At 72.4% G+C, this 23,071-nt stretch carries 21 protein-coding genes and 2 pseudogenes; 15 read left to right on the top strand and 8 right to left on the bottom strand.

From position 1 onward, the window contains the following. The first annotated feature begins 40 nt into the window (after positions 1-40). The 3 genes and pseudogenes from ligD to gvpK all read left to right on the top strand — a co-directional run. Positions 41-979, top strand: a complete 939-nt coding sequence (gene ligD, locus AB5J56_RS09735; protein WP_369232037.1) for a non-homologous end-joining DNA ligase — start codon at positions 41-43, stop codon at positions 977-979. A 77-nt stretch (positions 980-1,056) separates the two neighbouring features. Further along, positions 1,057-1,299: pseudogene (locus AB5J56_RS09730) on the top strand (GvpL/GvpF family gas vesicle protein); the annotation flags it as partial. Between the two features lie 96 nt (positions 1,300-1,395). Beyond that, positions 1,396-1,512: pseudogene (gene gvpK, locus AB5J56_RS09725) on the top strand (gas vesicle protein GvpK); the annotation flags it as partial. A gap of 2 nt (positions 1,513-1,514) precedes the next feature. On the opposite strand, the gene AB5J56_RS09720 reads toward gvpK, so the two are convergent. The 3 genes from AB5J56_RS09720 to AB5J56_RS09710 form a co-directional block, all read right to left on the bottom strand. Further along, entirely contained in the window at positions 1,515-1,685 is a 171-nt protein-coding gene (locus tag AB5J56_RS09720) for a hydrophobic protein (RefSeq protein ID WP_369232035.1), read from the bottom strand. 42 nt (positions 1,686-1,727) lie between these two features. Then, positions 1,728-2,549 (bottom strand): class I SAM-dependent methyltransferase, encoded by an 822-nt coding sequence (locus tag AB5J56_RS09715; RefSeq protein ID WP_369232033.1) that lies wholly within the window; start codon positions 2,547-2,549, stop codon positions 1,728-1,730. A 124-nt stretch (positions 2,550-2,673) separates the two neighbouring features. Beyond that, entirely contained in the window at positions 2,674-4,167 is a 1,494-nt protein-coding gene (locus tag AB5J56_RS09710) for a bifunctional phosphatase PAP2/diacylglycerol kinase family protein (RefSeq protein WP_369232031.1), read from the bottom strand. 112 nt (positions 4,168-4,279) lie between these two features. On the opposite strand from AB5J56_RS09710, the gene AB5J56_RS09705 reads away from it, so the two are divergent. The 3 genes from AB5J56_RS09705 to AB5J56_RS09695 all read left to right on the top strand — a co-directional run bounded on the left by AB5J56_RS09705 (position 4,280) and on the right by AB5J56_RS09695 (position 6,920). Then, a complete protein-coding gene (locus AB5J56_RS09705; protein ID WP_369232029.1) occupies positions 4,280-5,899 on the top strand; it encodes an ABC-F family ATP-binding cassette domain-containing protein in 1,620 nt (539 codons plus the stop codon). 173 nt (positions 5,900-6,072) lie between these two features. Further along, on the top strand, positions 6,073-6,336 hold the full coding sequence (locus AB5J56_RS09700) for a DUF6158 family protein (RefSeq protein WP_369232028.1): 264 nt from the start codon (positions 6,073-6,075) through the stop codon (positions 6,334-6,336). A 5-nt stretch (positions 6,337-6,341) separates the two neighbouring features. Further along, complete coding sequence (locus AB5J56_RS09695; RefSeq protein WP_369232026.1) at positions 6,342-6,920, top strand: TIGR03086 family metal-binding protein; 579 nt, start codon at positions 6,342-6,344, stop codon at positions 6,918-6,920. A 66-nt stretch (positions 6,921-6,986) separates the two neighbouring features. Here the strand turns inward: AB5J56_RS09695 and AB5J56_RS09690 are convergent, their stop codons facing one another. After that, positions 6,987-7,427, bottom strand: coding sequence for a CBS domain-containing protein (locus AB5J56_RS09690; RefSeq protein WP_369232024.1), 441 nt, complete (start codon positions 7,425-7,427; stop codon positions 6,987-6,989). 435 nt (positions 7,428-7,862) lie between these two features. Between AB5J56_RS09690 and AB5J56_RS09685 the strand changes: the two genes are divergently transcribed. Continuing rightward, positions 7,863-8,654, top strand: a complete 792-nt coding sequence (locus AB5J56_RS09685; protein ID WP_369232022.1) for an RNA polymerase sigma factor SigF — start codon at positions 7,863-7,865, stop codon at positions 8,652-8,654. A 42-nt stretch (positions 8,655-8,696) separates the two neighbouring features. Here AB5J56_RS09685 and AB5J56_RS09680 read toward each other — a convergent pair whose 3' ends face one another. Continuing rightward, on the bottom strand, positions 8,697-9,821 hold the full coding sequence (locus tag AB5J56_RS09680) for a PAS domain-containing protein (RefSeq protein WP_369232020.1): 1,125 nt from the start codon (positions 9,819-9,821) through the stop codon (positions 8,697-8,699). A 112-nt stretch (positions 9,822-9,933) separates the two neighbouring features. Between AB5J56_RS09680 and AB5J56_RS09675 the strand changes: the two genes are divergently transcribed. From AB5J56_RS09675 to AB5J56_RS09660, 4 genes are all read left to right on the top strand, one after another. Further along, positions 9,934-10,656, top strand: coding sequence for an ANTAR domain-containing response regulator (locus tag AB5J56_RS09675; protein WP_369232018.1), 723 nt, complete (start codon positions 9,934-9,936; stop codon positions 10,654-10,656). Positions 10,657-10,840: 184 nt separating this feature from the next. Beyond that, the gene (locus tag AB5J56_RS09670) at positions 10,841-11,617 is read left to right on the top strand and encodes a hypothetical protein (protein ID WP_369232017.1); all 777 of its coding nucleotides are present in this window, start codon (positions 10,841-10,843) and stop codon (positions 11,615-11,617) included. Between the two features lie 173 nt (positions 11,618-11,790). Further along, entirely contained in the window at positions 11,791-13,020 is a 1,230-nt protein-coding gene (locus AB5J56_RS09665) for an aminotransferase class I/II-fold pyridoxal phosphate-dependent enzyme (protein ID WP_369232015.1), read from the top strand. Positions 13,021-13,034: 14 nt separating this feature from the next. After that, on the top strand, positions 13,035-14,237 hold the full coding sequence (locus AB5J56_RS09660) for an MBL fold metallo-hydrolase (RefSeq protein ID WP_369232013.1): 1,203 nt from the start codon (positions 13,035-13,037) through the stop codon (positions 14,235-14,237). Between the two features lie 31 nt (positions 14,238-14,268). On the opposite strand, the gene AB5J56_RS09655 is transcribed toward AB5J56_RS09660, so the two are convergent. Continuing rightward, the gene (locus AB5J56_RS09655; protein ID WP_369232011.1) at positions 14,269-14,994 is read right to left on the bottom strand and encodes a DedA family protein; all 726 of its coding nucleotides are present in this window, start codon (positions 14,992-14,994) and stop codon (positions 14,269-14,271) included. Beyond that, positions 14,994-15,767, bottom strand: coding sequence for an MBL fold metallo-hydrolase (locus AB5J56_RS09650; RefSeq protein ID WP_369232009.1), 774 nt, complete (start codon positions 15,765-15,767; stop codon positions 14,994-14,996). Before AB5J56_RS09650 ends, AB5J56_RS09655 begins: the two co-directional genes overlap by 1 nt. 111 nt (positions 15,768-15,878) lie before the next feature. Between AB5J56_RS09650 and AB5J56_RS09645 the strand changes: the two genes are divergently transcribed. After that, complete coding sequence (locus AB5J56_RS09645) at positions 15,879-16,325, top strand: hypothetical protein (RefSeq protein ID WP_369242467.1); 447 nt, start codon at positions 15,879-15,881, stop codon at positions 16,323-16,325. Between the two features lie 94 nt (positions 16,326-16,419). After that, complete coding sequence (locus AB5J56_RS09640) at positions 16,420-18,543, top strand: phage holin family protein (RefSeq protein ID WP_369232008.1); 2,124 nt, start codon at positions 16,420-16,422, stop codon at positions 18,541-18,543. On the opposite strand, the gene AB5J56_RS09635 is transcribed toward AB5J56_RS09640, so the two are convergent. Then, complete coding sequence (locus AB5J56_RS09635) at positions 18,531-19,733, bottom strand: IS110 family transposase (RefSeq protein ID WP_369242465.1); 1,203 nt, start codon at positions 19,731-19,733, stop codon at positions 18,531-18,533. The genes AB5J56_RS09640 and AB5J56_RS09635 overlap by 13 nt on opposite strands. A gap of 376 nt (positions 19,734-20,109) precedes the next feature. On the opposite strand from AB5J56_RS09635, the gene AB5J56_RS09630 reads away from it, so the two are divergent. After that, positions 20,110-21,171, top strand: a complete 1,062-nt coding sequence (locus tag AB5J56_RS09630; RefSeq protein ID WP_369232006.1) for an ATP-binding protein — start codon at positions 20,110-20,112, stop codon at positions 21,169-21,171. Positions 21,172-21,196: 25 nt separating this feature from the next. Further along, positions 21,197-23,008, top strand: a complete 1,812-nt coding sequence (locus AB5J56_RS09625; RefSeq protein ID WP_369232004.1) for a hypothetical protein — start codon at positions 21,197-21,199, stop codon at positions 23,006-23,008. Positions 23,009-23,071 lie beyond the last annotated feature (63 nt).

The following is a 23,071-nucleotide window of genomic DNA, read 5'->3' as shown; positions in this document are numbered from 1 at the left end:
GCCGGTGTGCGCGCCGTACATCAGCCAGGAAGGAGTGACGATGAGCAGCGCACCAACGATGCGGGTCGGCCGCCGCACGGTGGAGGTCCACCGGCCGGGCAAGGTGCTGTTCCCCGGTGAGGGGAACGGCGGCCGGGCGAAGAACGAGGAGTACACGAAGAGCGACCTCGTCGAGTACTACCGGTCCGTCGCCTCCTTCATGGTGCCGCACCTGCGCGGTCGCCCGCTGATGCTGGAACGGCACCCCGACGGTGTCGGCGGCCCGATGTTCATGCAGAAGAACACCCCGGAGCACTACCCGGAGTGGATCGAGCGGGCCGAGGTGTCCAAGGAGGGCGGCACCGTCACGCACACCCTGTGCCAGGACTCCGCCACCCTCGTCTACCTCGCCGACCAGGCCTGTCTCACCGTGCACCGCTGGCTGTCCCGGGTCGGCAAGCTCGACTGTCCCGACCGCATGGTCTTCGACCTCGACCCCTCGACCGGGGACGAGTTCCCCGCCGTACGCGAAACCGCCCATCTGCTGGGCGAGTTGCTCGACGAACTGAAGCTGCCCTCCGCGCTGATGACGACCGGCTCGCGCGGGCTGCACGTCGTCGTGCCCCTCGACGGACGCCAAGGCTTCGACGGAGTGCGGGCGTTCGCCAAGGACGTCGCCGACACCCTCGCCGCGGCCCACCCCGACCGGCTCACCACGGCTGCCCGAAAGAAGGAGCGCGGCGACCGGCTCTACCTCGACGTGCAGCGCAACGCCTATGCGCAGACCGCCGTGGCCCCCTTCAGCGTCCGCGCCAAGCCCGGCGCTCCGGTCGCCGTCCCCCTCGCCTGGGACCAGCTCGACGCACCGGACCTCGACGCACAGCGCTGGACCATCGAGAACGCCGTCGAACAGGGCCGTGCCAACCCCTGGGCCGGGCTGCTGGTCAGGGGACGCGCCCTCGGCCCGGCCCGCCGCCGCCTCGACGCGCTGCGTGGCTGAGAACAGACCGACCTCACCGGCATGCGGGCGGAGTCCGTGTCCTCCTTCGAACGCACCGAGAACGGCTCGACGGCCGGGTGGAATGGGGCGTCAAGGTCTACGCGGAGGAATCCGGCGGCGACTCCCCGGAGGAGTCGGTGAAGAAGTCCGACCAGGCTGGTAAAGCGGCCACCGGACGCGACTGTCTGCGTTGGCGGCGCATGCGGAATCAGGATCGGGAGAACATACGGGGACGGGCCGACGAATGCGCGCGGCAGCTGCACGGAAACCTCTCCGTCTACGCGGAGGACACCCGCGTGCACGCGGGGCAGAATGCTCAGCTGTCCCGTTCCCCCGGTGTGAATGTGCTCAACGCCACCTATCTTGTCCCGCGATCGGATCCGAGGAATTCGTGGAACTCGTGGACCGCACGAAGGATGACGTTCCAGCTGCTGGAGGAGCGCATGACGGAGCTGCGGGAGCGGTACGGGCTGCGGCCCGAGGGCCTGAATCCGGACCTCGGGCCGCTCGGACCGTTACTTCCCAGAGAATAGGGCTACCACCGATACCAGCGGCCCCTGGTTCCTGTCGCGCTCGTACCACGTACCAGGAATCCCAGCAACCACACGATCAGAACAATCACCGCGAGCCACCACAGCAGTTTCACGGCGAATCCGAATCCGAAGAGGACCAGCGCCAGCAGTAGCACCAAAAGGATGGGAACCATAGTGTGACCTCCTGTCGTTCCGAGTTGCCCGGAACGGGGAAATCAGACGTCTTTTCTGCAGAGAATTTCTCCGTGCAGTACGGCAAACCAGCCGTCCTCCTGGCGCCCCCACTCCCGCCAAGCGTCCGACAGGGCCCGGAGTTGGCCGACGGTCGCGTGGCCGCCCTCGGTGGCGCGGTCCGCGTACGCCGACGCCATCGTGCGGTCGGCCCACAGGCCGCTCCACCACGCGCGCTCGTCCTCGGTGGCGAAGGTCCAGGTGCTGGACGTGGCCGTGATGTCGGTGATCCCGGCCCGCAGGGCCCACGCCTTCAGGCGCCGACCGGCGGCCGGCTCGCCCCCGTTGGCGCGGGCCACGCGCAGATACAGGTCCAGCCAGTCGGTCATGCCCGGCAGTTCGGGATACCAGGTCATCGCCGAGTAGTCCGCGTCGCGCACCGCGATGAACCCGCCCGGCCTGGTCACGCGGTGCATCTCGCGCAGCGCCTGCACAGGGTCGCCCACGTGCTGGAGCACCTGGTGGGCGTGGACCACGCAGAACGTGTTGTCCGGGTAGTCCAGCGCGTGGACGTCCGCCACCGCGAACTCGACGTTCTCCAGGCCCCGTTCCTCGGACAGTCGCCGGGCCTGGTCCAGGATGCCCGGCGCGTGGTCGACGGCGGTGACCCGGCCGTCCGGGACCAGCGCGGCCAGGTCGGCGGTGATGGTGCCCGGACCGCAGCCGATGTCCAGGATCCGCATGTGGGGCTTCAGCGAACCGAGGAGGTACGCCGCCGAGTTGGCGGCGGTGCGCCAGACGTGCGAACGGAGCACCGACTCGTGGTGCCCATGGGTGTATACGGCGGTCTCCTGCGCCTTCGACATGGCCGCTCCCCTTCTTTGTCGGTACGCATCACCGTACGCGCGCATGTCGAATAATGAGACCCGTATCTTGCAATATGGACGCCCCGACGTGTTCGGTGCGTGCTGAAGGGGGGTGGAAGGGTGGTCAGTGGAGCGGCAACGGCCGGTAGACCGACAGTGCCTCCGGGAGCTTTTGGAGTGTCACCTCGCCGGACACCTCCGTGACTTCGCCGTCGTAGGCGAGGAGCGTGCCGGGGGCGACCCCGCCCACCCGCAGCCGGCGCACCCGTACCGCCGCGTGGGCGGGGGAGCGCGTCAGCGGTCCCGCCATGGCCGCGGCCAGCAGCCGGACGGCCGGTCGCCGCCCGCCGTGCACGACGCGCACGTCGAGCAGCCCGTCCGCGAGGTCGATGCGGCGGGCGGGCGCGAGCCCCATCCGGTGGTACGTCCCGTTGCCGGCGAACAGCAGCCACAACGGGTGGGCCTCGCCCCGGAGTTCGGTCTCCAGTGGATGGTGGTCGGTGCGCAGGACCCGCAGGGCCGCGAGGATCCCGGCCGGCCAGCCGCCGATCCGACGGGACCACCGCTCGCGCTCGCGCACCAGATTCGGATAGACGCCCAGACTGCAGGTGTTGAGGAAACAGCCCTGCCTGTCGGCCGACGAGAAGTGGCCCACGTCCACGCGGACGGCGTCGCCCTGCCGGACGGCGCGGGTCAGATCGTGGACGTCCTCCACGCCGAGGTCGAGAGCGAAGTGGTTCAGGGTGCCGCCCGGCAGGACGGCGAGCGGCAGGTCGTGGCGCAGGGCGACCTCGGCGGCGGCGTTCACCGTGCCGTCGCCGCCGCACACCCCGAGGACCCGGGCCCGGGTCGCCGCCTTCTCCAGCTCGTCCTTCATGTCGGCCGGCTCGCACTCCACGGTCTCCGCGAGCGGCAGAGCGTCGCGCAGCGCACAGACGCGGTCCGAGGTGCCCGCGCCGGTGTTCGCCACCATGACCAGGCCCTCGCCCTCCGGAAGCGCGGGCGCGTCCGCACGCGGTCGGCCGGGCGGCGGGATCTGGTCACGGGTCGGCACCATGCCCCGTACGGCATACGCGGCGCCCACGCCGAGGGCCGCGCCCACGAGGACGTCACTGGGGAAGTGGACGCCGGTGTAGACGCGGGAGACGGCGACCGCGGTGGCGAGCGGCGCCACCGCCGCACCCCAGCTGCGGGACTCCAGCGCCACCCCCGTCACGAACGCCGCGGCCGACGCGGAGTGGCCCGAGGGGAACGACGTGGTGATCGGCTGCCGGTGCAGGTGCCGGATCGGCGGGACCGCGTCCAGGGCCGGGCGGGGGCGGCGCACCGAGCGCTTGCCGAGGGTGTTGATGGTGGCGGAGGCGAGAGCGAGCGAGGCGAGGCCCCGGGCGGCGGCCCGGCGGCCCCGCGGGGTGCGGCTCGCGGTGAGCACGGCCGCCGTGGCGAACCACAGCAGACCGTGGTTCGCGCTACGGCTCAGGCGGGGGAGCAGGCGGTCGCAGCCCGGCCAGTGGCGGGCCGCCACCGCCTCGAAGAGACGGCAGTCGGCGGAAAGGAACCGGTCCCGCAGGACGTGGTGTCCCGGCAGGCGGACGGTGAGGTCGACGTCTGGGATCATGGGAGTCGAGTACCCGGAGCGGGCGTTTTCTCGCCCCGCGTCTCGCCTCCGGTTCCCGCCTGGGCCGATATGCGTTTGCCCGGAACTCCCGTCCCCCGGAGAATGCCTCCCCATGGGACATCTGGAAGCCGCACATCTCGAGTACTACCTTCCCGACGGGAGGGTGCTGCTCGGCGATGTGTCGTTCCGGGTGGGCGAAGGAGCCGTCGTCGCCCTGGTCGGGCCGAACGGGGCGGGCAAGACGACCCTGCTGCGCATGATCTCCGGGGAGCTGAAGCCGCACGGGGGAACCGTCACCGTGAGTGGCGGGCTCGGCGTGATGCCGCAGTTCGTGGGCTCCGTACGGGACGAGACGACCGTACGGGAGCTGCTCGTGTCGGTCGCACCGCCCCGCATCCGCGAGGTCGCGCGGGCCGTCGACGCCGCCGAGCACGCGCTCATGACCGTCGACGACGAGGCCGCGCAGCTCCGGTACGCGCAGGCGCTCTCCGACTGGGCCGAGGTGCGCGGGTACGAGTCCGAGACGCTCTGGGACATCTGCACCATGGCCGCGCTCGGGATCCCGTACGAGAAGGCGCAGTGGCGTCAGGTGCGCACGCTCTCCGGCGGTGAACAGAAGCGGCTCGTGCTGGAGGCGCTGCTGCGCGGCACCGACGAGGTGCTGCTCCTGGACGAGCCGGACAACTACCTCGACGTCCCCGGCAAGCGCTGGCTGGAGGAGCGGCTGGGGGAGACCCGCAAGACGGTGCTGTTCGTGTCGCACGACCGCGAACTCCTCGCCCGCGCCGCCGAGAAGATCGTCAGCGTGGAGCCCAGCCCCACCGGAGCGGATGCCTGGGTGCACGGCGGCGGCTTCGCCACGTACCACGAGGCACGGCAGGAACGCTTCGCGCGCTTCGAGGAGTTGCGCCGCCGCTGGGACGAGAAGCACGCCCAGCTCAAGAAGCTTGTGCTGAACCTCCGTCAGGCCGCCTCCATCAGCCATGAGTTGGCGTCCCGCTACCAGGCCGCGCAGACCCGCCTCAGGAAGTTCGAGGAGGCCGGGCCGCCGCCGGAGCCGCCGCGTGAGCAGGACATCACGATGCGCCTGCACGGCGGGCGTACCGGTGTAAGGGCCGTCACCTGCAAGGGACTTGAGCTCACCGGCCTGATGAACCCCTTCGACCTGGAGGTGTTCTACGGCGAGCGCGTCGCCGTGCTCGGCTCCAACGGCTCGGGCAAGTCCCACTTCCTGCGGCTGCTGGCCGGTGACACGGTCGCGCACTCGGGGGAGTGGAAACTCGGCGCCCGCGTCGTGCCCGGACACTTCGCGCAGACGCACGCCCACCCGGAGCTCCAGGGCCGCACACTGCTCGACATCCTGTGGCAGGAGCACTCCCAGGACCGCGGTGCCGCCATGTCCCGGCTGCGGCGCTACGAACTGACCGCGCAGGCCGAGCAGCGCTTCGAGAAGCTGTCCGGCGGCCAGCAGGCCCGCTTCCAGATCCTCCTGCTGGAGCTGGAGGGCTCCACGGTCCTGCTGCTCGACGAGCCGACCGACAACCTCGACCTGGAGTCCGCGGAGGCCCTCCAGGAGGGCCTGGAGGCCTACCAGGGCACGGTCCTCGCGGTCACCCACGACCGCTGGTTCGCCCGCTCCTTCGACCGCTACCTGGTCTTCGGCTCCGACGGCCGCGTCCGCGAGACGACGGAGCCGGTGTGGGACGAGCGCCGGGTGGAGCGGGCCCGGTAGACCGGGCTCGCCGGGCCGGGCTCGCCGGGCCGGGCCCGGCGGCCTGGACAAGCGCTCACTTGGGAGGCCCACGGACCCGGATGTTCGTAGAGTGGGGGGAGAAGGACGAGATCCATGGCTCCCTCCCGGACTCCGCTCGGGGTATTGCTCGCCGGGCGGGTACCCGGACCGCAGTGAAGGCACTCGACGAGCGGGGTACCACCATGAACGGAGTCGACCCGGATCGGCTGGACGACCAGCAGCTGATGAAAGAGCTGGAGACGATCCACCGCACGCGCCACGACACGCTGCTGCACGGTTCCAACGACGCGCTGCGTACCCACAACGAGCGCATGGCCCAGCTGGAGGGCGAGTACCTGCGCCGCAACCCGCGCCGCCCCGTCGCGGCGGGACGCACCCGTGAGGGCGCGCGCGACCGGGCACCCGGAGGGGCATGACCGCGATGGCGGACAGGCACCCGCTGCTCGACAGGCACGGCGAGGCCCTCGACCTGTTCGGAGACCGCGTCCACGCCGTCCGCGACGACCAGTGGGGCGCAGACACGCCCTGCACCGACTGGAGCGTGCGCGACCTCGTGAACCACCTCGTGTCCGAGCAGCTGTGGGTGGCGCCGATGGTCCGGGACGGCGCCACCGTCGACTTCGTCGGCGACGCCTTCGACGGCGATGTGCTCGGCCTCGACCCGGCCGCCTCCTGGGACACGGCCGCGCGCGGCGCCCGCGCCGCGTTCGCCGCGCCGGACGCGCTGGAGCGCACGGTCCATCTCTCGTTCGGTGACACCGCGGGCCGCGACTACTGCACCCAGCTGACCACCGACCTCCTCGTGCACGCCTGGGACCTGTCCCGCGCGATCGGCGCCGACGAGCAACTCCCGGACGACCTGGTCGACTTCGCGATGCGCGAGGTCACGCCGTACGCGGCGGAGCTGGAGAAGAGCGGCCTGTTCGCGGCACCGGTACAGCCGCCGCCCGGAGCGTACGTGCAGACGAAGCTGCTGTGCCTGCTCGGACGGCGGCCTTGAAACCCGGCGGTCCGCGCAACCTACCGGTCCGCGCCGCCGGGCAGCAGTGACTCGAGGATGCCGTCCTCATGCGGGAGCGGCCCCTGGCCAGCCGTCCGGTTCTGCGCGGCTGACGTCGGCGAGCGCCGAGGCCGGGTCCTGTGCGCGTGCCAGGTCGCCGAGGCTGACCATGCCCACGGCGTGCCCGTCCTCGACGACCGGCAGCCGGCGTACCGCGTGGTCGCGCATCAGCGTGATCGCGGCGGTCACCGCGTCGTCCGGGCCGACCACCACCGGGTCGGGGGTGCACACGGCCTGGGCGCTCACGGTCAGCGGGTCGACGCCGTCGGCGACGGCCCGCAGCGTGATGTCACGGTCGGTGAGCACCCCGATGACCTGGTGGTCACTGGTGACCAGGACGTCGCCGATGTCCTGGGCGCGCATCAGCTGTGCGGCTTCGACGAGCGAGGCGTCCGGTCGTACCGCGGCGACGCCTGGCGTCATGACTTCCCTTACGAAATCAGCCATGGCTGTGGGCCTTTCCTGCGTTCCCCGGTGGTGGGGGTAGGGGCGCATCAGGGTGGTGTCCGCCGCAGTACCCCTGAGCCCCGGTGCTATGCGTTGTCGTCGGGTTCTCCGGTGCCGACGACCGCTTCGGCCAGTTCCTGCACCGTGGCGTAGCGCGCCTGGCGCGGCAGCCGCTCCAGGGCCTCGACCCAGCAGCCGCGCCAGTTCGAGGCGCACCGTCTCCAGGGAAGCGGGAGAGCGGTTCGGTGCCACCGGGAAAACTTGCCCCGTGTTTACCCCGGGAGGACCGGGGCAGGCGAGTGTCAGTGCTTCGGACAGGAGGCACGTCCGTGGGAACGGCTGACTGCCGCCGCGGGTGTGCTCGTCCTGTGCATCCGCGTGCTCCCACGGTGACTGTCCCAACTCAAGGCACCGATAAGGGAGTTGCGACGCATCATGCGCACTGCAACCGCGAAGCACCATCCGCACGACGACGCCCCCGATACGGCTGAGGCGTTCCGCAAGCTCGCCAAGCTGCCCCCTGGGCAGCAGCGCGACACGCTCCGCGAGGAGATCGTCGAGGCCTGGCTGCCCATGGCCGAACGGCTCGCCGGCCGCTTCCGCAGCCGCGGCGAGAGCCTCGACGACCTGCGCCAGGTCGCCGCGCTGGGCCTGGTCAAGGCCGTGGACCGGTACGACCCCGAGCTCGGGAACGCCTTCGAGAGCTACGCCGTCCCGACCGTCACCGGTGAGATCAAACGCCACTTCCGCGACCACATGTGGACCCTGCACGTACCGCGCCGGGTCCAGGACCTGCGCAACCGCGTACGGTTCGCCTCCCAGGACCTCGCGCAGACCGTGTCCGGCCGCAGGCCCACCGTCGCCGAGATCGCCAAGCACGCCAACATGAGCGAGGAGGACGTACTGGTGGGCCTGGAGGCCCTGGAAAGCTACACCGCGCTGTCCCTGGACGCCGAGCTGCCGGGCAGCGAGGACGGGTACTCGCTCAGCGACGCGCTCGGCTCGCCCGACCCGGCCCTCGACACCGTCGTCGACCGCGAGGCCGTCAAGCCGAGGCTGCGCGCCCTGCCCGAACGCGAACGCGCCATCCTCTACATGCGGTTCTTCGGCGACATGACCCAAAGCAGCATCGCCGAAGAGCTCGGCATCTCCCAGATGCACGTCTCACGCCTGATCAGCCGCTGCTGCAACCGGCTGCGCGAGCAGGTCATGCAGGACGCGGCATAGGGCCCAAGTCCGCGGCGTGTGCCGCCGGACAGGCCTCGCGCCTCACTCCGCTCGCGCCATCGCCAGCGCGATATGACGGGACATCATGTCCATCGCCTGCGCCTCGGCCATCGAGAACGCCAGCCGGGCCCCGCTCCGGAACAGCGTGAGCACCCCCCGGACGGGGCCCGACGGGACGGCCAGCGGCACACAGAGCAGGGACGTCACATTCGCGCGTACGAGGACCGGGGCGCCCGAGGCGTCACGGCCGAAGGCCTCCGGGTCCTCGGGGCGCACCTGAAGCGCCGTGGCCCCGCCGCGTGCCGCCTCCACGACGAGGGGGCACGCGGCGGGGGCCTGCGCGGCCAGGTCCCGTGCCGCCTCGGCGGAGTCGGGCGGGCCGAGGACTCTCGTACGGGTCAGCGGCAGCGCCCCCGAGTCCGCCACGACCCAGTCCGCGAACCGTTCGCACAGCACCCCGGACGCCCGCTCCAGCACCGCGGCCCGGTCCCGTGCGGGGCCGCTCAGCAGCGCGCTGGTCATCGCGTCCACCAGATCCATCAGCGTGGTGTGCCGCGTCGTCTCGGTGAGGCTCGGGATCGGGCCGGTTCCGCTGTCGCCGGACGGCACCCGGTTGTCCGACGGCGTCAGTACTACGACGACGGCGTTGCGCAGTTCGCCGCTGGGCCGCAGCGCGGCGAGCGTGGCCCCGACCGGCACGGAGGGCCGCTGCTGGAGGTGCACCGTGAGGCTGCGGTCGCCCTCCCCGCGCGCCACCGCCGCGGCCTGGGAACGGAACGCGGCCCGGTCGGCGTGCGCGAGGAACCCGGTCAGCGGGCGGCCCGTCGCATAACCGGCGCGGACTCCGGTGAACGAGGTCGCCGCGAAGTTCAGCCTGCGCACCACCGTCTCGCGGTCCACCAGCGCCACCGGCACCGGCAGCCGTTGGAAGAGCGCCTTCAACAGTTGCTGCTCCTGGCGGTCCGGGGAGCCGCCGCCCGGGGACCCGCCCGAGGAGAGCCGCTCGTACCACGGCCACAACTGGTCCGCCACATGGTCGAGTTCGAAGATCGCCGCGTCGAGCACGGTCGGGAGATCCTCGGCCGGTACGGACCGTGCGGCTTTGAGCTCTGCCACACGGCGCACGAAGTCCGCGAGTTCTTCACCGAATTCATCGGTCTGCGCCATGCGAGGAACGTATCCCGAGCAGGGCGTTCCGCGGGTGGCCGGAGGCGGATCTCGTCGAAGCCGTTTTCCGCGCAGGTGAGCGGGAAGGCGAACCGCAGAGGAGGGGTGAACCATGCCGGACACCGGACAACTCGGCTATGTGGGAACGGAATCACCGGAATCTTCACTTCCGGTCAGGAGGCTCTCGGAACTCGCCCGACAGGCCGTCCGCTGCACCGTCGACTGCTGCGGCGCCAGCAGCATGGTCGCGGGCAGCGAGCGCGCCGAGGACCGGCCCGCCGCGGTGACCCACCCCGATCTCGCCGGACTCGTCTCGGTCCAGCTCCGCTCCGGCGACGGACCGATCCCCGCCGCACTGGAACGCGGCGAGCCCGTCGACGCGACGGACCTGCTGCGGGACGACCGCTGGCCCGACTACCGCGCCGTCGCCCTCGACTCGGGTGTGCGCTCCAGCGTCACGATTCCCTTCCGGCGCTCCGGCCTCACCGTGACCCTCAGCCTGTACAGCTTCCGGCCCGGCGCCCTGGAGGACGCCCCGCACGGCCCGGCCCGCGCGCTGGGCGACCTCGCCGCGACCTGCCTGGTCCGCGACCGCTCCTACCGCGCCGCGCTCGTCGAGCTGGACCAGATGGAGGCCGCGCTGCGCTCACGGCCCGTCGTCGACCAGGCGTGCGGCATCGTCATGCACGTCCTCGGCTGCGACGCGGACACCGCCTTCGGTGTCCTGCGCCGGATCTCGCAGGGCACCAACCGCAAACTCTCCGACGTCGCCTCCGTCGTGGTGCAGCGGCGGGGCCGCGGCCTGGAGCAGGAACTGGTCTCCCTGCACAACTGACCCGGCCGACCCCCGGGCGATGTCACCCGCTCGGGCGTCTGTGTCCCGCGAATGGGGCCCGGCCGCGCGCGCCGCGGACTGGGGCGGGCTGTGATGGTCGGGGGTGTCCGAAGGCTTCCCGCCAGGGCCCCCGGGGCGCGAGTGCCGTGCCCCTTGGCAGCGCCCGGCCTAAGGAGCCCAGCCCATGCGCCGTACCGCCCGTGTCCTGTCCGCCACCGCCCTGGCCGGTGCCGTCCTCGGCGTCACCGCCCCGGCCGCGTCCGCGGATCCGGCCGCGGAGGTCAGCCCCAGCACCGTCGCGCCCGGCGGCACCGTCACGGTCTCCGTCTCCTGCGACGCGACCGGCGGTGCCCCGCCCGACTTCATCGACGCCACCTCGAAGGGCTTCGAGGACGGCAAGGTCCGGCTGACCAGGGTCGCGGGCGAGGACGGCACCGCGGCGGGTACCTCGTACAGCGGTACGGCGCGCATCCCGCCCGGCGGCGGGGAGGCAGGGGCGGGCGGCAGCCCGGACGACACGGGACCCGATGCGGTGGGGCCGGATGCCGTCGGGCCGGACGCGGTGGGACCCGATACGGTCCCGGACGCGGTGGGATCGGATGCCGTCGGGCCGGACGCGGTGGGTCCCGATGCGGTGGGCCCGGACACGGTAGGCCCGGATGCGGTGGGGCCCGATGCCGTCGGGTCCGACGCCGAGTGGGGTGTCGACGGTGCCTGTCCCGTGGCGCCCGGCGGGCAGCCGAAGCAGTGGACCGCTCCCTACACGATCGACCGCGGCTCCGGCCCGGCTCGCGCCTCGGTGGAGCCCCCCGTCGGCGTCCAGCGCGGTGTACGCGCCGGTGGGGGAGGCTCCTTCACACCGTCGCTCCCGGCGCTCATCAGCGGAAGTGTGCTGGTGGCGGGCGCGTGCGGCGCCGCCGTGTACCGGGTGCGGCGCAGGGGTTCCTCGGCCGACGGCTGACCGTGTGACCCGTGCAACCCGACCGGACGCCCATGACGCGGCGTTCCTCGGGATACTCGAAGCCCGAGGGCACACCCGACGACAGGGCACCACAAGGAAGACACCACCGACAACGACCACACTGCCGAACACGGATGACAGGGCACGGCACCACGGACCGCGCGGAGGCAGGGATGCGGACGACGGACACCCAGGGACACGGTCCGGTCCGCTACGGCCCGCCCTTTCCCGACCAGGGCCTGCCCGTCCTGCCCGACCTCGCCGCAGTGCTCGCCGCCTCCGCGGACCGCGCCGACACCGCGCCCACCGGCGGCGGCCCCGCACTCCTGGACGCCGCCTGCGGCTACTGGGCCCGGCGCGGCCTGGCCGCCGGACCCGACCGCGTGGCCGCCGCACCCGGCGCGCCCGCGCTGCTCCTCGCCCTGACCGGCGCCCTCGGCGGCGACGTCCTGCTGCCGCGCCCGTGCGCGGCGTGGTGGGCGCCCCAGGCACGCCTGTTGGGAAGATCCGTGTACCACGTGGGGACGCCCGCGGAGTCCGGCGGCGTCCCGGATCCGTACGCCCTCCTGGAGACCCTCCGCCGGGTCCGCGCCGAGGGCGGTGACCCGCGGCTGCTCGTGCTCTCCGTCGCCGACGACCCCACCGCCACGGTGGCGCCGCCCGAGGTGGTCCACGCGAGCGTGGAGGCCGCCGCGGCCGAGGGACTGCACGTGGTCAGCGACGAGACCTGGCGCGACACCCTGCACCGGCCGCACGACACCGTGCTGCTCAGCCCCGCCGAGATGCTCCCCGACCGGGTCACCGTCGTCACCGACCTCTCCGGCCCCTTCCTGCCGGCCGGCTGGCCCGCCGCTATCGCCCGCTTCCCCGACACCGCGGACGGCACCCGGCTGCGCGCCCGCGTCCTGGACGTCCTCACCGTGCTCGGCGCCCGGGTCGCCGAACCCGTCGCCGCGGCCGCGGCGTACGCCCTCGGCGAGCCCGACACGGTCACCGAGCGGCTCGCGGCCGCCGTGGGCCTGCACGCGCGCGTGGCCGTCGCCGCGCACCACGCGGTCGTCGCGGCGGGCGCCGTCGCCCGGCCCCCGCAGGCCGGGCGGCACCTGTACGTGGACCTCGGGCCGCTGCGCCCGGCGCTCGTCGCGCACGGCGTCGGTGACGCACAGGAGCTGGAGGAGTTCCTCACCGCCCGTCTGGGCATGCCCGCGCCCGGCGGCCACCGCTTCGGAGACGACCTCGAAGCGCTCCGGGTACGCCTGTCCACCCGCCCGCTGCTCGGCGCCACGGCCGGGGAGCGGGCCGAATGTCTCGATTCACCCGCACCGCTGGAACTGCCACATGCGCAACGCGCGTTGAACCTCCTGGGATCGGTCTTCGACGATCTCCGCGACGACGCTCGGTGATGGGAGCCTCCTCGATGACGCAGCAGTCCGAGTCGACCAAGACCACGAGCACGGGCAAGGGCACGAGCAGGAACACGACCTCGACGACGACCAGGGCCGAGGAGGACGCCGACGATTCGGCGTCCTCCTCGGTGCAGGCGGAGCCCCGGCCCCAGGCCGGCCGTCTGCCCGCCTTCGCCCCCCTCGGGCCTCTTGAACCCCTCGATCCCCTCGAACCACTTGAGCCTCTCGACCCCCTCGCTCCTGTCACCGAGCCGGCCGAGCTCCGGCCGCCCGGTGCGCCCCGGCTGTGGCCGCGGTCGTTCGCCTCACGGCTCACCGCGCCGCTGCCGGGGCTCAAGGCCTTCGCCCGGTTCGCCCGGGAGGGCGCGGTGCGGCCAGGGCCCGAGGGGCTCGCCGACATCCCGCGGCTGCCCTTCGAACCGGGGCCGCTGCCACGGGTGGACGCGCGCACGGTCGCCGTCTCCTGGGCGGGACACGCGAGCTGGGTGGTCCGCATCGGCGGGCTCACCGTCCTCACCGACCCGGTGTGGTCGCGCCGGATCCTCGGCACCCCGGCCCGGATCACCCCCGTAGGAGTGGCCTGGAGCGCGCTGCCGCGCGTCGACGCGGTCGTCATCAGCCACAACCACTACGACCACCTGGACGCGCCCACCCTGCGCCGACTCCCGCGCGACACCCCGGTGTTCGTGCCGGCCGGGCTCGCGCGCTGGTTCCGGCGCCGCCGGTTCACCCGCATCACCGAGCTGGACTGGTGGGAAGGGGTCGAACTGGGCGGCGTGCGCTTCGACTTCGTCCCCGCGCACCACTGGTCCAAGCGGGGCCTGCTCGACACCTGCCGCACGCTGTGGGGCGGCTGGGTGCTGACAGCGCGCGACGGGCAGCGGGTCTACTTCGCGGGCGACACGGGGTACGGCCACTGGTTCTCGCGCATCGGCCGCCGGTACCCCGGGATCGACCTGGCGCTGCTGCCGATCGGCGCGTACGACCCGCGCTGGTGGCTCAGCGACGTGCACTGCGACCCGGAGGAGGCGGTGCGCGCCGCCCAGGACCTCGGCGCCCACCGTATGGCGCCCATGCACTGGGGCACGTTCGTGCTCTCCGCCGAACCGGTGCTGGAACCGCTGACCCGGGTGCGGGCGGCCTGGCAGAAGGCGGGGCTCGCCCGGGAGGACCTGTGGGACCTGCCGGTCGGGGCGTCGCGGGTACTGGCGTGAGGCGCGGCGGTCCTGCGGGACCCGGCGGGTCCTACCGGGTCGTCGGCCGGCGCACCCGGCGCCACAGACTCGGCGCGACGCTGATCGCCAGGGTCAGGGCCACCGCCGCGACCACGCCCTCCCACGGCTCCTCGAAGAGGGAGCCGCCGAGGATGCCGATGAGCTGGTAGGTCACGGCCCAGGCCAGACAGGCGGGGACGTCGCCGCGGGCGAACGTGCGCAGCGGCATCCTCGCCATCAGGCAGGCCAGCATCACCGGGATACGGCCGGCCGGGACGAGCCGGGACAGGACGAGGACGGCCACGCCGTGGTCGTCCAGCCTCTCCTGCGCCTGGGCGAGCCGGTCCTCGGGAGCGCGGTCGCGCAACGTCTCCAGCCAGCGCGAGCCGTTCCTGGAGCGCATCCCGCGCCGTCCCAGCCAGTACAGGGTGACGTCCCCGAGGAACGCGGCGAGCGAGGCGGTCACGAAGACGAACAGCAGAGCGAGCGGCGCCGTCTGATGGAACGCCACCACCGCCGCCGAACTGACCAGCGCCCCCGTCGGCACCACCGGCACCAGTGCCCCGATCAGCACCAGCAGGAACAGCGACGGATACCCGATCGCCTGCTGAGTGGACTCCTGCGGCACGGCCCTCCCGGCAGCGGCCAGCACCTGTCCACCGACCGGTCCCACAGCAGCCAACAGCTCGGAGCCGACCGGCCGCGCCGCAGCCAGCACCTGTCCACCGACCGGCCCCGCCGCACCGGAGAGGAACATCACCGGGCGGCCTCCGGTCGTACGCTCTCGCCGTGGGCGAGGTGGTGCACGGTGACCTCCGGGGCACGTTCGGCGGCCAGGCGCACGAACTCCTCGCCCGGCGCATGGAATTCATGGGGGCGCACGGCGTCCATCCCGATCGGCCAGAACGTGCCGTAGTGCACCGGCACGGCGCTGGACGGCGCGAGCCGGGCGAGCGCCTGGGCGGCCCGGCCCGCGTCGAGGTGCCCCTCGCCGAGATACGGCCCCCACCCGCCCACCGGCAGCAGCGCCACGTCGACGGGCCCGACCTCCTCGGCCATCGACTCGAACAGCCCGGTGTCTCCGGCGAAGTAGGTGCGCGCGGCGCCCTCGATGACGTACCCGAGCGCGGGTGAACGCTGCGGCCCGACCGGCAGCCGCCGCCCGTCGTGCCGTGCCGAAACAGCACGTATGACCAGGTCACCGACGTGTGTCCGGTCCCCGGGCGCCACCTCGGTGAGCCGGAGATGGTCCAGCCGGCGCAGCCCCGGCACCGCGCGCGGCGCGCCTCGCGGCACCAGCAGCCGGGTGCCCGGCGCGAGCCGGGCCAGCGAGGGCAGATGCAGATGGTCGGCGTGCAGATGCGAGACGAGGGCGACGTCCGCGACCGCCGCCTCGGGCGGGGGCGGCGCCCCCCGGCGCCGGCGCAGATGCGCGAGCCGGCGCGCGAAGAGCGGGTCCGTCAGCACGCGCGTACCGGAGTCCTCGACCGTGCAGGTGGCGTGACCCCACCAGGTGATCTCCACCGGCACTTCTTTGCCTCCTTCGCGCGACTCCCCCCGAGCCTACGGGCAGGAGTAGGGTCGGCGGCGAAACCCGGAGGTGAGGGGGACGCCATGGGAAACGTGCGGAGTGCCTCCGGCATGCATACCGCGGGCTTCTCGGCCGCGATCGAAGCGGAGGGACCCCTACCGGTCCGCGTCACGGCGATCGCCAGCCTGACGCCCCTGGAGGAGCTGGACGCCGATCCCTTCCTCGTCGACTCCCGCAGCCAGCACGCCATGTGCGCGCGCTGGGCCGCCGAGCGCGGCTACGTGATCACCAGGGAACTTCTCGTCCGCGGCCTGCGCCCCGACCACTGCGCCCTGTGGGACGACGTCGAGGCGGGCCTCGTCGACCTGTTCGTCGCGCCCAGCCACCGGGTCCTGGAGCGCGCCCTCGCCTCCGTCGACGAGTTCACCGCCGAGTGCGCGCGCCGCGGCGTACGGATCGAGACGGTCGGCTCCGCGGAACCGTCGTACGACGCCCAGATGAAGGCCAGCGTCCACCGCCGCCTGTCGATGCCCACCGCGGGCTACGACGGCCGCTGACCAGCCCGCTGCCCCGGTGACGAACGGCCTCATCCACCTGTTGTGACAGGGTGGGAGCAGGCCGGACGGGTCGGGACGGGGAGGTGCACGGGGCGTGGGCGGTACGCGGTGGCGGACGATTCTGAGCGGCGTGTGGCGGAGCATCGCCGTGTGGGCGGTGTCCACGGTCACAATGCTCGTCCTCGCCGGTGCGCTGCCCGACTTCCAGATCCAGTCCGACAACGGTGACAGCGCCACCCGGATCGCCATCACCGCGGCGGCCGGCGCGGGCGTCTTCGGTCTGCTGTCCTCGCTGGTCTGGCCGCTCCTGGTCAGGGCGCTGCTTCTGGTGCCGGCCCTGGTGCTCGGCCTGCTGGTGTTCTTCCTCAACGGCTCCCTGCTGCTGATCGCCCTGCGCATCAACCCGTCCGGGCGCGGGGAGGCCGCCCCCGAGACCGCCGTGGTGGTCGCGGCCGTCATGTCCGCCGTCGCCTCGGCCACCGGCGCCGCCCTGGCCGTACGGGACGACGACGCGTACCGGCGCAGGCTGTACCGGCTCGCGGACCGCCGACGCAGACGTGCCGACGGACGGCCGGGCCCCTCGACGCCCGGCGCGGTCTTCCTTCAGCTCGACGGCGTAGGCCGCGACGTCCTGGAGGAGGCCGTGGCCAAGGGCCTGATGCCGACCGTGGCCGAATGGCTGGGCGGGGGGCAAGGTGTCCGCCAAGGGCCCACCCACCGGCTCACCCCCTGGCGCACCGACTGGTCCAGCCAGACCGGCGCCAGCCAGCTCGGCATCCTGCACGGCACCAACCACGACATCCCCGCCTTCCGCTGGTACGAGAAGGACAGCCGGGAGGTGATGGTCTGCAACCGCCCCACCAGCGCCGCCGAACTCCAGCGCCGGGCCATCGAGCACACCGGCGACGGCGGCCTGCTCACCGTCGACGGTGCCAGCCGCGGCAACCTCTTCAGCGGCGGCGCCGACCAGCTCGCCCTCGTGCTCTCCATGGCCGCGCGCCGGGGCAGGGAGAACCGCTCCCGGGCGGGCTACTTCGCGTACTTCTCCGACCCCGCCAACGCGGTGCGTACGGCCATGTCGTTCATCGCCGAGGTCTTCCGGGAGATCGGCCAGTCCACGCGCTCCCGCATACGCAGACAGCGGCCGCGCGTCAACCGCGGCGGCCTCTACCCGTTCATCCGCGCCTTCGCGACCGTCGTCGAGCGGGACGTCGTCGTCGCCGCGGTCATCGGGGACATGCTCGCCGGACGCAACGCCGTCTACGCGGACCTCGTGGCCTACGACGAGGTGGCGCACCACTCCGGGCCGCGCGGCCGGGACACCGAGAAGGTCCTCGAACGGCTCGACCGGTCGCTGGCGCTGATCGCGAAGGTCGCCGAGCACGCCCCGCGCGCGTACCGCATCGTGGTGCTCTCCGACCACGGGCAGAGCCCCGGCGAGACGTTCCTGACCCGCTACGGACTGACCCTCGGCAACCTGGTCCGCGCGGGCTGCGGGCTGCCCGTGCCGCGCAAGGCGCAGCGCACGCACAGCGGCGCCGAGGCCCGCGCCACCGTGCGAGCCGCGCTGCGCAGGCCCGTCGAGGAGGGCGGCGAACAGCACCGCCTGGCCCGCCGCAGCTCGGAGCCCATCGTGCTGGCCTCCGGCAACCTCGGGCTCGTCTCCTTCCCCGACGTGCCGCACCGGATGAGCCGTGAGGAGATCGACCGCCGCCACCCCGCCCTGCTGGCCACGCTCGCCAACCACCCCGGTGTCGGCTTCGTCCTGGTCCGCAGCGAGGAGTACGGCGGACTCGTCCTCGGCGCGATGGGCGCGGAGGTCCCGGTGGACGAGCTGAGCGACGAACACCCGGGCCCGCTCGCCGACTTCGGGCCGGGCGCCGCCGACGCCGTACGCCGCACGCACGGTTTTCCGCACACCGCCGACATCATGGTCAACTCCGCGTACGACCCGGCGGAGGGCGAAGTCCTCGCCTTCGAGGAGCAGATCGGCTCGCACGGCGGGCTCGGCGGGGCGCAAGGGCACCCCTTCCTGCTCTCGCCGATGGCCTTCTCCGCACCCGTCGAGGACGGCGCCGAACTGGCCGGAGCGGAGCAGGTGCACCGCGTGCTGCGGCGCTGGCTGCGCGAGTGCGACGGCCCCCAGGTGCCGCTGACGCCGGCGGAGCGCCCGGACGAGAGCGAACGCGCTTCCCAATCTGGAAGTCAAGCGGCGTGAGGGGTCGGAGGAGGCGTGACTTGGTAGCACCGCCGGTCACGGATCAGAGCCCAGAAGACGTTGACGCGGCGGCGAGCGAGGGCCATCACGGCCTGGATGTGGCGTTTGCCCTCAGCTCGCTTCCTGTCATAGAAGCGGCGCGAGTTGGGGTCACAGCGGATGCTGATGAGGGCGGAGGTATAGAAGACGCGTTGCTGCCGCCGGTGGTATCGCTGTGGTCGGCGCAGATTGCCGCTGACCTGCCCGGAGTCACGCGGGGCAGGAGCGACGCCGGCGAAGGCAGCGAGCCGGTCCGGGGTGGGGAAGGCGTCCAGGCTGCCGCCGATGCCGACCAGAAACTCAGCGCCCAGGATCGCTCCCACGCCGGGCACGGACAGGATCACCTCGGCGAGTTCGTGCTCGCGAAACTGGCCCTCGATGAGCTTGTCGGTCTCGGTGATCTTCTCGTTGAGGGCCATCACCTCCTTCGCCAGGGTGTGCACCATCTTGGCGATGGCCTGCTCACCCACGACGGCGGTGTGCTGGCGCTCGGCGGCCTCGACTGCCTTCGCTGCGAGCACCTCGGCATTGCGGACCCTCCGGTTGCGCAACCACGTCGCCAGGCGCCGGGTGCCTGTCCGGCGGATCACTGCGGGCGTCTGGTAGCCACTCAGCAAGATCAAAGGGCCGGTGCTTCCACCGATGTCGACAGCCCGCTCCAGAGCCGGGAACATGCCATTCAGCAGGGACCGGAGCCGGTTGATGGTGCGGGTGCGTTCTCCGACCAGGTCGATACGGCGGTCGGTCAGCAACCGCAGCTCGACGGTGGCATCGTCACCCGGCCGGATCGGCTCCAGGTCCCGCCGCATGCGGGCCTGATCAGCGATCACGCGTGCGTCGCGGGCGTCGGTCTTGCCGGCACCACGGTAGCTGTCCGTGGCGCGGTTGACGGCGATTCCGGGGACGTAGAGGAGCTCCTGGTCATGGTTGACCAGCAGGGCGATCAGCAGGGCGGGCTCACCGCCCGTCATGTCCAGGGCCCAGGTCACCTGGTCGCCTCCGGCCAGGTCCAGGACGTCATCAAGGAGCTTCAGCAGCTCCGGCTCGTCATTGGCCACTCGCCTCGACAGCAGCGTGCCGCCCTCGGCATCCATGACCAGGCAGTGGTGGTGAGTCTTGCCGCAGTCGGTCCCCGCCCATATCCGGCTCATCGTGCTCCAGTCGCTCGTACTCGTCGTGCGTACCACGGACGACCTCGCCGGCATTGCTCTACACAGCGACTTGTTCGCACTTCCCAATCGGCGGCCGAGTCGTCGTGGGGAGCCGGGCGGCGAAGCGCGCTGAGCCATGGTCGGCAGCCGCCTGAGAGCCACACCCAGCTCCCCTGGGCGCCCTCACCCTACGAATGGGAGGACCACCCCGTTCAAGAACGTAGAGCCACCTGACAAGGCCGGAAAGAAGCGGAAAGAGCCCGCGCGAGCGCGCCGTCCGAAAATCAGCTGCGCCCGCTGATCGCGACGCACACACTGTTCGTGCCGGGTCCGCACTTCTGCGAGGCCCTTTCGAACACTCCCAGGAGCCCTCGCCTTGCAGGCAGCCGTCACGGTCACCCCCGCCCGTATACCGGAGCTGCTGCTCGGTCTCGCGACCGTGCGGCCGGTCTTCCTCTGGGGCGCCCCCGGCATCGGAAAGTCCTCCCTGGTCAGGGAGTTCGCCGAGTCGCTGGGCCTGGAGTGCGTGAGCCTGCTCGGTACGCAGCTGGCGCCCGAGGACCTCATCGGCGTCCCGCAGATCCGTGACGGGCGCTCGGTGTTCTGCCCGCCCGAGGCGATCGCCCGCGACGAGCCGTACTGCCTGTTCCTGGACGAGCTGAACGCGGCGACGCCGGATGTGCAGAAGGCGTTCTACTCGCTGATCCTGGACCGCCGGATCGGCAACTACGAGCTGCCGCACGGCTCGATCGTGATCGGCGCCGGCAACCGCGCGACGGACAACGCGCTGGCCCGGCCGATCGCCTCGGCGCTGGTCAACCGCCTCGCCCACGTCCATCTGGAGGCCTCGCCGACCGACTGGCTCACCTGGGCGGCGGGCAACGGCATCCACTCCTGGATCACCGACTACCTCACCGACCGCCCCCACCACCTCTGGTCGAAGCCGCCCAAGACGGAGGAGCCCTTCTCCACGCCGCGCTCCTGGCACATGCTCTCGGACGCGCTGCACTCCTTCGGCCCGACCCTCGACGAGGCGACCCTGAAGGTGATCGCGCACGGCACGCTGACCCCGGCGCACGCCGTGGCCTTCTGCGGCTACGTCAAGATCGTCCGCAGCCAGTACGGCATCGAGGCCATCCTCAAGGGCGACGCCCGCTGGCCGCACCGCGTCCAGGACCGCGACCTGCTGTACTACCTCGCCGAGTCCTTCCGCGGCCGCCTGGTCAAGGAGCTGCCCGCCTCCAAGGAGCACGCCTCGTCGTCCGTGCGGCAGACCGCCTACCGCGCCAAGTCGCTGCTGGTGCAGCTCGCCGAGATCTCCGTGGAGGTCGCCCAGACCGTCATCGCGGACGACGCCGACGGCAACCCGGTGCTGCCCGCCTGGTTCCTGATCGAGGCCGCCCGCGACATGCCGCGCCTGGTGGAGGCCCGTCAGTGAGCGGGGAGTCCGCGGAGGGCCGCCGGTGAGCCGCACCGCGAAGAAGAAGCAGCAGGAGGACCGGCCGGACCCGGCAACCGAGGCCTACCTCAAGGGACTTGAGATGGTGCGCCGCAACCCGGCGCTGGACTCCCTCGACGCCACCTTCTGCCGCGGCAACTGCAAGGTGGCGCCCCCGAACGGCTGGGCACTCGTCGACTCCGACGGCTGGGTGCACATCCACCCCACCCGCCGGGCCGAACCCGCCGAGTGGGCCTGGGCGTTGACGCACTGCCTGCTCCACCTCGGCTTCGGGCACGTCCCGGCCGCGAAGGGGCGCCGCACCCAGCCCGACCGCTTCGAACTCGCCGCCCGCTGCGTCGTCGTCCACCGATTCCAGCAGACCTTCCCGGTCGGCCACCCGCCGGACACGCTGCCGGTCGTCTTCCCCGGCGGCGACGAGGAGCAACTGGCCGCGCGCTGGCGCCGCGACGGCATCCCGCCCGAGTACGAGCACTGCGGCGCCGGCGGCACCTCGCCCGACCAGGTCCTGGAGCCGTGGCACGAGTACCACGGGCCGGTCAAGGACTGGCAGACCGTCTTCGCGCACGCCCTCACCCGCACCGTCTCGGCCGCCATGGACGTCGCGGGCGGCCGGCGCGACGAACTCAAGGGCGCCCGCACGCAGTTGCGCCCCTGGGAGCGCGCGCTGAGCTGGTTCGTCTCCTCCTACCCGCTGCTCGGCGGTATCGCGGCGGGCATGACCCTGGTCGCCGACGCCGAACTCGCCCGCGCCCACGACATCTCCGTGGCCGCCGTCAACGCCGAGGCGGGCGAGATCTACGTCAACCCGCTGCTGCGCCACACCGACGAGGAATGGCGGTTCATCCTCGGCCACGAGATGCTGCACGCCGCGCTGCGGCACGGCGAGCGCCGCGGCCACCGCGACCCCTACCTCTTCAACGTCGCCGCCGACTACGTGATCAACGGCTGGCTGCGCGAGATGGGCGTCGGCGAGATGCCCGAAGGGCTGCTGTACGACCCGGAGTTGAGCGGCCTGTCCACCGAGGAGGTCTACGACCGCATCGCGGGCGACCTGCGCCACCGGCGCCGTCTCGCCACCCTGCGGGGCAAGGGCCGCGGCGACATCCTCGGTGAACCCCTGCCGCACAGCCGCGCCCCCGCCGGATACGTCGACCTCGACGAGTTCTACCGGCGCGGCCTGACCCAGGGACACGAACTGCACTCCCGGCAGGACCGCGGTCTGCTGCCCGCCGGGCTGATCGAGGAGATCCGCTCCCTGGCTCACCCGCCGGTGCCCTGGGACGCCCAACTCGCCCGCTGGTTCGACGAGTTCGTGCCCCGGCCCGAGCCCGTACGGACCTATGCGCGCCCCTCCCGCCGGCAGTCCTCCACCCCCGGCATCCCGCGTGCCGGACGGTACTTCCCGCCCGAGGAGATCGCCCGCTGCACCTTCGGCGTCGTCCTCGACACCTCTGGTTCCATGGGCCGGATCCTGCTCGGCAAGGCGCTGGGCGCCATCGCCTCGTACGCCGAGGCCCGCGACGTACCGGCCGCGCGCGTCGTCTTCTGCGACGCCGCCCCGCACGACGCGGGCTATCTGCCCGTCACCGAGATCGCCGGACGCGTGCGGGTGCACGGGCGTGGGGGCACGGTCCTGCAGCCCGGCATCGACCTGCTGCATCGCGCGGACGACTTCCCGCGGAGCGCGCCGGTCCTCGTCATCACGGACGGTTACTGCGATGTGCTGCGGGTGCGGCGCGAGCACGCGTATCTCGTCCCGCAGGGGGCACGGCTGCCGTTTACCCCACGTGGGCCGGTCTTCCGGGTGCGCTGAGCCGGATTGTGATCGGATGGGGACCACGGACCCGGTCAACGGGCTCACACCGAAGGGATTCAT

This window comes from Streptomyces sp. R21 (assembly GCF_041051975.1).
Taxonomy (GTDB): Bacteria; Actinomycetota; Actinomycetes; order Streptomycetales; family Streptomycetaceae; genus Streptomyces.
Note: the sequence above shows the minus strand (reverse complement) of the source record. Positions and strands in the feature narration are given on the sequence as shown.